Origin of the sequence: Bacillus rhizoplanae, assembly GCF_917563915.1 — a bacterium.
GTDB lineage: Bacteria > Bacillota > Bacilli > Bacillales > Bacillaceae_G > Bacillus_A > Bacillus_A rhizoplanae.
On sequence record NZ_CAKJTI010000037.1, the window covers coordinates 20,228 to 27,413 of the forward strand.

Genomic DNA, 7,186 nt, shown 5'->3' on the forward strand with positions numbered 1-7,186 from the left:
ATTACCGTTTCATTCGGTAAAGGATATAACTTATCGCTACAGTAATGCATGAAAATAAAATAGCGATGCTAGAAAAAGCAAGGAAGTAAGCATTATACTTCGCTATATTTGAGATAATTGTATGACTATCAAAGTGAAGAAGGCCTCCTATAACGTTGAAAAGGAATAGGAACAAGAAGATCGTGATCAGTCCATTTAATGCACCTTGTATGTCAGGCTTACTTAAGGCAATATGCGTAGAGATGCAAATTGCCAGAATAAGAAATATCCAGAAATAAGGACTTAATAGATTACTAATAGTAAACATGCTTTTTAATAATAGGATAGAAGATAAAACAGTGTGTTTTATCATATCACTCATGACGCCGTTTGGCTGAATATTTGTTTCAATACTATTCATAAATACCGAGTATGAGTGGGGGATAAGACAATACATTAAGCCAACTAGCGTTGCAATTCCAGAAAAAATAGGGGCAATACCGATAAAGAAATTACCTATTTTTTGATATATACTTTTAGGATTATATTCGTGCTGCACATATCCTAAATACCCGTTACTTGTATTCGTTGGAAACCACTGAATATCTACAATTTTATGCCGAAATAAGACGCACATAAATGCATGTCCAAATTCATGAATGGGTGTTCCAACCCATGAGGTTAAGAGGAATCCGTTTCTTCCAAAAGCTCTTGTCCAATATGTTCGTGAACGATTTTCTAAATATCCTAATACAAATCCAACTAAAATAATACATCCTACTAACGAAGCTAACTGTATAAAGGTTGTAATAAGCATAGTAAAAAAGAAGTTTCCTAATTCCATTTTGTCACCTTGTCTATATTGTTAGTTTATAAATAGTAGATTACGATAATTTCTTAGTGTTAGTCTACTGTTATTTTTGTATGTCTAGTTTTGTTTTCTAACTTTACAGGTGTATTGTACATTAAGAATAAAAAGATACCCGCTAATATAATACTAGACCCTACCAGTTGCTGAAAAGTAACTACTTCATTCAAAATAAAATAAGCTAATACACATGTCCCAACTGGTTCACCTAAAATACTCATTGAAATCGTTGAAGTACTGAGCCATTTAATGAGCCAATTAAAAATGGTTTGACCAAGTAATGTTGAAATACATGCTAAACAGAAGAACCATAGCCAATCATATGATGAGTGACCTGTCAGAGGGTATCCTAGGGTAAATGAATATCCAAATAGGAATAAAGAACTAGTTGCATAACCGATAAAGGTATAAGGGAATAAGGATAAACTTTTTCTTAAGTGTTGTCCGATTAAGAAATAAGCTGTTATCATGGCAGCACCGAGCAAGGCAAGAATGTCGCCGAATAAGGCTGTACCGCCGATTTTGAAATCTCCCCAGCCAATTATAAAACTACCAATAACAGCAAATATTCCGCCTCCAATTGCAGGTCCTCTTAATCTTTCTCCAAAAAGGAAGTATCCTCCAATGAAAGCGAATAAGGATTGAAGTGTAACGAGTACAGTTGAGCTTGCTACAGAGGTAAAACGTAAAGATTCAAACCAAAGTATATAATGAATAGCAAGAAAAATTCCAGACAGGCTACCTAGCATCCATTGTTTTCTCGTTAAATGTCTAATTTCCTGCATAGCATTTTTATTAAAATAGAACATAGGTAATATAAGAATAGTAGAGAATAGCATCCGATAAAAGGCTATAACAGGTGCAGGAGCGCTAGATAGTTTTACAAATATAGCTGATGTTGAAAGAGCAAAAACTCCGAAAAATAATAAAAAATAAAATAAAAGAGTGCGTGGTTGATTCAAAGTGAAGTCCTCCTATTTATTAAAAGTTTGGAAATTTAGTCATATGATAGAAAAGTGGTGTTTATTATTTTGTACAATGTTTATTATAATTAACTAATCATAGTATATATAACAGAGAGTGTAGCGTTCAATATATTAATACGATGTTTAGTATGTTAAACGGTAATCGTATATTTGTACTAAAATAATAAAATCGATCAGGAGCTGTATGATGTCAAACTATAGTTTAGGGAATACAATTTTAGAATATAGAAAAAGTAAGGGATATAGTATACGAGAATTTTCGGAAATAACAGGCATAAGTACATCTTTAATTAGTCAATTAGAAAGAGGAATTGCAAATCCTTCATTAAATATATTAAAAATAATTGCAAAAGCTTTAAATGTACCGCTGTTCACATTATTTGTAAATGATATTGACCATGAATCATTGATTGTCAGAAAAGAGGAACGAAAAAAGGTGTATCGTTCGAATAATGAACATATTGTCTACGATATATTAACTCCAGATTTTATGAAAGCAAATGTAGAAATATTAATGATGGATTTAAACCCAAATTCACAAACGACAGAAAGTCACTACAAGCACAATAAAGAAGAGATTGCCATTATCATGAGAGGAACAGCTTGTGTTGTACTTGAGGGGGAAGAGTATGTTTTACAAGAAGGAGATGTCATTCGAATTCCCCCTTTTATGAAGCACAAGTTTAAAAATGAAACTGAAGATATGGTGAATGTTTTGTTTGTTTTAACGGCGCCTTCTTATGGGGGGAGAAATTAAGAAAACCCCCTTGCATTTGCAAGGGGGTTCTACAATCTATAAAATGATCAACCTTCTAGTAATAGTGATTTTGGATCTTCAAGCATTTCTTTAACTGCAACAAGGAAGCTAACAGCCTCTTTTCCATCTACGATGCGGTGGTCATAAGATAGAGCAAGGTACATCATTGGACGATTTTCCATGCGTTCTGCATCAATCGCAACTGGTCTTACTTGGATTTTATGCATACCGAGAATACCTACTTGTGGGCTGTTTAGGATTGGTGTTGACATAAGAGAACCGAACACGCCTCCGTTTGTAATTGTGAATGTTCCACCTTGTAGTTCTTTCAGTGTAAGTTTGTTATCACGAGCTTTTTTACCAAGATTGCTAATTTCGCTCTCAATTTCAGCGAAGTTTAATTGGTTTGCATCACGTACAACAGGAACAACTAATCCATCTGGAGCTGCTACAGCGATTCCGATGTCATAGAATTTCTTAATGATAAGCTCGTCACCTTGAATTTCAGCATTCAATAATGGGAATTGTTTTAATGCTGCTACTACTGCTTTTGTGAAGAATGACATGAAGCCAAGACGAACATCATGTTTCTTTTCAAATGCATCTTTACGTTCTTTACGTAATTCCATGATAGCTGTCATATCAACTTCGTTAAATGTTGTTAACATTGCAGCCGTTTGCTGAACTTCTACAAGACGATTTGCAATTGTTTGACGGCGGCGGGACATTTTTACGCGCTCAACTGGTTTTTCAAACTCAGTAGTTGCAGCTGGTTTTGGACTTTGTTTTTCTTGTTTTGGTTGTTCTTTTGGCGCAGCAGCATGTGCTTGTACATCATGCGGTCTTACACGGCCAAGTGGATCAGTGCTGCGTACTTCATTTAAGTCGATTCCTAATTCACGAGCCATTTTTCTAGCAGCAGGTGATGCGATAGGACGATCCGTATTTGGAAGACCTTGTAAAGGTGTTTTATTTGGTGTTGCACTTGGAGCCTCAGCTTTTGGTGCTTCAGTAACTTCTTGTTTTGGTTGCTCTGGAGCAGGTGTACTTACTGCAGTTCCGTTTGCATCTAAAATTGCGATAACATCACCAATTTCAACTGTGTCTCCAGGTTCTCCTAGTAGTTGTGATACAATACCTGAATCTTCTGCAATGATTTCTACATTGACTTTATCTGTTTCAAGCTCAACAACGCTTGCGCCTTTTTCAACTTTTTCACCTACGTTGATAAGCCATTGAGAAATAGTTCCTTCTGTAATAGATTCTGCAAGCTCAGGTACTTTAATTTCGATCATTTTAAATGTCCTCCCCTATTTGCCTAACAATTGATTTGATATGTTTTGTGATAATCTTCTCTAAACATGAATGGGGGAATGCCCCCCATTCATGGGAATACTTTATTACTTATTGTGAACGAAGTCTTGTTCTTCTTGTAACTTGAAATTGATATTAAGTGTTTGATTAATAATTAACTCTTGCTCTTTTCTATGAACATGAGGATCGCCGCCTGATGGGCTTGAACGGTCCGGACGTCCAATATAGTTCACTTTCACATTGCCAGAAGCAAGTTCGAATAAAATTGGTGCGATATAGTGCCAAGCACCCATGTTTCTTGGTTCTTCTTGTACCCATACGATTTCTTCCAAGTTTTCATAACGCTGAGCGATTGCTTGGATTTTTTCTTTAGGGAATGGATACAGTTGTTCAACGCGAGCGATATGCACTTCATCTAGCGTACGCTCTTGTTTGTTAGATTCAACATCTACTGCTAAGTCGATTGCCATTTTACCTGTAGTTAATACTAGACGCTTCACTTTGCTTGCATCTGTTCCAAGGTTCGGTTGCTCTAGAACAGTTTGGAAGCTACCTTCACTTAGCTCTGAAGCAGGTGAAGATGTAAGTGGATGACGTAACAAGCTCTTTGGCGTCATAATTACTAATGGTCTTACAAAGTCTGTTCCAAGACTTGCTGCTTGGCGGCGCAGGATATGGAAATATTGCGCTGCACTTGTTAAGTTTGCAACTGTCCAGTTATTCTCTGCAGCAAGCTGTAAGAAGCGTTCTGGACGAGCGCTGGAATGCTCAGGACCTTGCCCCTCATAACCGTGAGGAAGGAGTAGGACAAGTCCAGATCTTTGTCCCCATTTTGCTCTTCCTGCTGAAACAAATTGATCGAACAGTGCTTGAGCTGTATTAGAGAAGTCTCCGTATTGTGCTTCCCACATTGTAAGTGTTTCAGGAGAAAACACGTTATAGCCATATTCAAATCCTACAACGGCAGCTTCTGAAAGCGGACTATTATGAACCGCGAAGGAAGCGCGTGCTTGTGGTAGACGATGCATTGGTGAATATGTTTCGTTCGTTTCTGTATCATGTAATACAACGTGGCGCTGTGCGAATGTACCGCGCTCTGAATCCTGTCCTGTCAGACGAATTGGCGTGCCATCTTGTAAAATCGAAGCAAACGCTAAAGCTTCGGCATTTGCCCATTCTAGTTTACCGCCATCTTTAAATGCACTCTCACGACGTTCAAGGATTTTCTTTAATTTTGGATATACATTAAAACCTTCTGGCCATTGCAGAAGACTTGTATTTAATTCTTGAAGTGTTTCTAATGGAACACCCGTCATCATTTTTGGAATTCCATTTGCTACTACATCTGGAACTGGAATGTTAGCAGTTACTTCTTTCTTATCCGAAGAAACTTGAGCATGTTCAGCTTTCAAATGCTCTTGCACAAATTGCGTAATTGTTTCTACTTCTTCTGCATGTAGAATTCCTTTTGTTTGTAATTGCTCAGCATATAGAGCTCTTACAGTTGGATGCTTGCTAACCTTTTTATATACTTTCGGCTGTGTAACTGCTGGATCATCCATTTCGTTATGACCAAAGCGGCGATATCCGATTAAGTCAATTAGGAAATCCTTTTTGAACAGCGTGCGGTATTGGAATGCAAGAGTAGCTGCAATAAGACATGCTTCAGGGTCATCAGCATTTACGTGCACAATCGGAATGTCAAAGCCTTTCGCAAGGTCACTAGAATATCTTGTAGAACGGGAATCAGAACTATCAGTTGTGAATCCGACTGCGTTATTGGCGATAATATGAATTGTGCCGCCTGTTTGATAACCTTTCAGTCTGCTTAAGTTCAGCGTCTCAGGTACGATACCTTGACCAGGGAACGCAGCATCACCGTGTACTAAAATTGCGAAAGATTTAGAAATATCTTGTTCTGGATAACCTGCTTGTTGGCGATTCTCTTGAGCAGCACGAGCAAACCCTTCAACAACTGGGTCTACGAATTCTAAGTGGCTTGGGTTATTAGCTAATGTAACTCGAGTAAGAGAACCATCAGAGTCAACTAATTGTTCTTTACCTAAATGATACTTCACATCTCCCGTCCAGCCGATATTGTTCTTATCCTTGCCTTGCACCGGTGCTGAATGCTTAAATTCAGTAAACATGTGACTATAAGGTTTTTCCAATGTATGAGCAAGCACACTGAGACGTCCGCGGTGAGCCATACCGATCATAATATCCTTCACGCCGCCCTTAGCGCCTTCAGAAATAATTTCATCAAGCATAGGGACAAGCATGTCAACGCCTTCTATAGAAAAGCGTTTTTGACCGACAAATGTCTTATGCAAAAATTGCTCGAAACCTTCGACTGCTGTTAATCGTTTTAAGACCGCAATTCGTTTTTCATTTGATAATGGATGATACAGAGAAGTTGATTCCACCATTTCTTGTAGCCATGCACGCTCTTCACTGTCGTGTACATGAGCGAACTCATAAGCTAAAGATTTTGAATAAACATCTTTTAATCTATTAACAGCATCAAATGCTGTTTGAACATCCGCAGGTGCGTTTGCCCAAACCATTTTCGCTGAAATCGCTTTCAAATCATTTTCGCCTAGTCCCTCTAAAGAAAACTGCCCATCCACTTTTTCCTCCAGCGGATTAATATGTGCAGATAGGTGACCGTATGAACGAATATTTTCTAAAACCTTTGCAGCTTTTAGAACTTTTTCTATATCTGTATTGTTTTGAGAAGAAAAATTAGAGACATTGCTGTTTACATTTGTAAAATCTGCATGAAAAGGAGGAGCGCCCCATCTTGCAAAAAGCTCTTCTAACTCCGGATCAACAGAACCTTCCTGGGCTATATAACGATCGTACTGTTCAATGACATAGCCAAGGTTAGGACCATGGAACTTAGCCCACGGGTTGTTTGTATTTGTATTCTTCCTCGTCATTTGACAAAACCTCCTACTCGTTAGGCTGTTTCTTTCAATATGAATGAAATAGTAACGAGTGCAATTCATTTTATATTTCTTATGTTATTACGATAATTTACATAATACAAAACGTTATTACTTATCTGTTTTGTAAAAAAACATTCACAATTACTTATCACCCAGAGGATTACTCCTATTATTAAGTAAATCATTGCGATAAAATCGCTAAATATATGGTGATAAATTGGAATTGAATTACCAACCTAAAAATAGTCTGAAATGTATGAATGTTCAAATAAAAACGTTTTAAATTATGTATATTAAAATAATAAACGCTTTCAAAAATATTATACAACAA

Annotated in this window: 5 protein-coding genes; 1 reads left to right on the forward strand and 4 read right to left on the reverse strand. The window is 37.2% G+C overall.

What is annotated here, in order from left to right; translation table 11 throughout:
- Position 1: 1 nt before the first annotated feature.
- Positions 2–823 (reverse strand): hypothetical protein, encoded by an 822-nt coding sequence (locus tag LRP84_RS20060; RefSeq protein WP_230576700.1) that lies wholly within the window; start codon positions 821–823, stop codon positions 2–4.
- Between the two features lie 59 nt (positions 824–882).
- Positions 883–1,809 (reverse strand): DMT family transporter, encoded by a 927-nt coding sequence (locus LRP84_RS20065; protein ID WP_230576701.1) that lies wholly within the window; start codon positions 1,807–1,809, stop codon positions 883–885.
- Positions 1,810–2,020: 211 nt separating this feature from the next.
- Between LRP84_RS20065 and LRP84_RS20070 the strand changes: the two genes are divergently transcribed.
- Complete coding sequence (locus LRP84_RS20070) at positions 2,021–2,590, forward strand: helix-turn-helix domain-containing protein (protein WP_230576702.1); 570 nt, start codon at positions 2,021–2,023, stop codon at positions 2,588–2,590.
- Between the two features lie 47 nt (positions 2,591–2,637).
- Here LRP84_RS20070 and odhB read toward each other — a convergent pair whose 3' ends face one another.
- Both odhB and LRP84_RS20080 read right to left on the reverse strand, forming a co-directional pair.
- Positions 2,638–3,885, reverse strand: a complete 1,248-nt coding sequence (gene odhB / locus LRP84_RS20075) for a 2-oxoglutarate dehydrogenase complex dihydrolipoyllysine-residue succinyltransferase (RefSeq protein ID WP_230576703.1) — start codon at positions 3,883–3,885, stop codon at positions 2,638–2,640.
- 105 nt (positions 3,886–3,990) lie between these two features.
- Positions 3,991–6,846, reverse strand: coding sequence for a 2-oxoglutarate dehydrogenase E1 component (locus LRP84_RS20080; protein ID WP_230576704.1), 2,856 nt, complete (start codon positions 6,844–6,846; stop codon positions 3,991–3,993).
- Positions 6,847–7,186 lie beyond the last annotated feature (340 nt).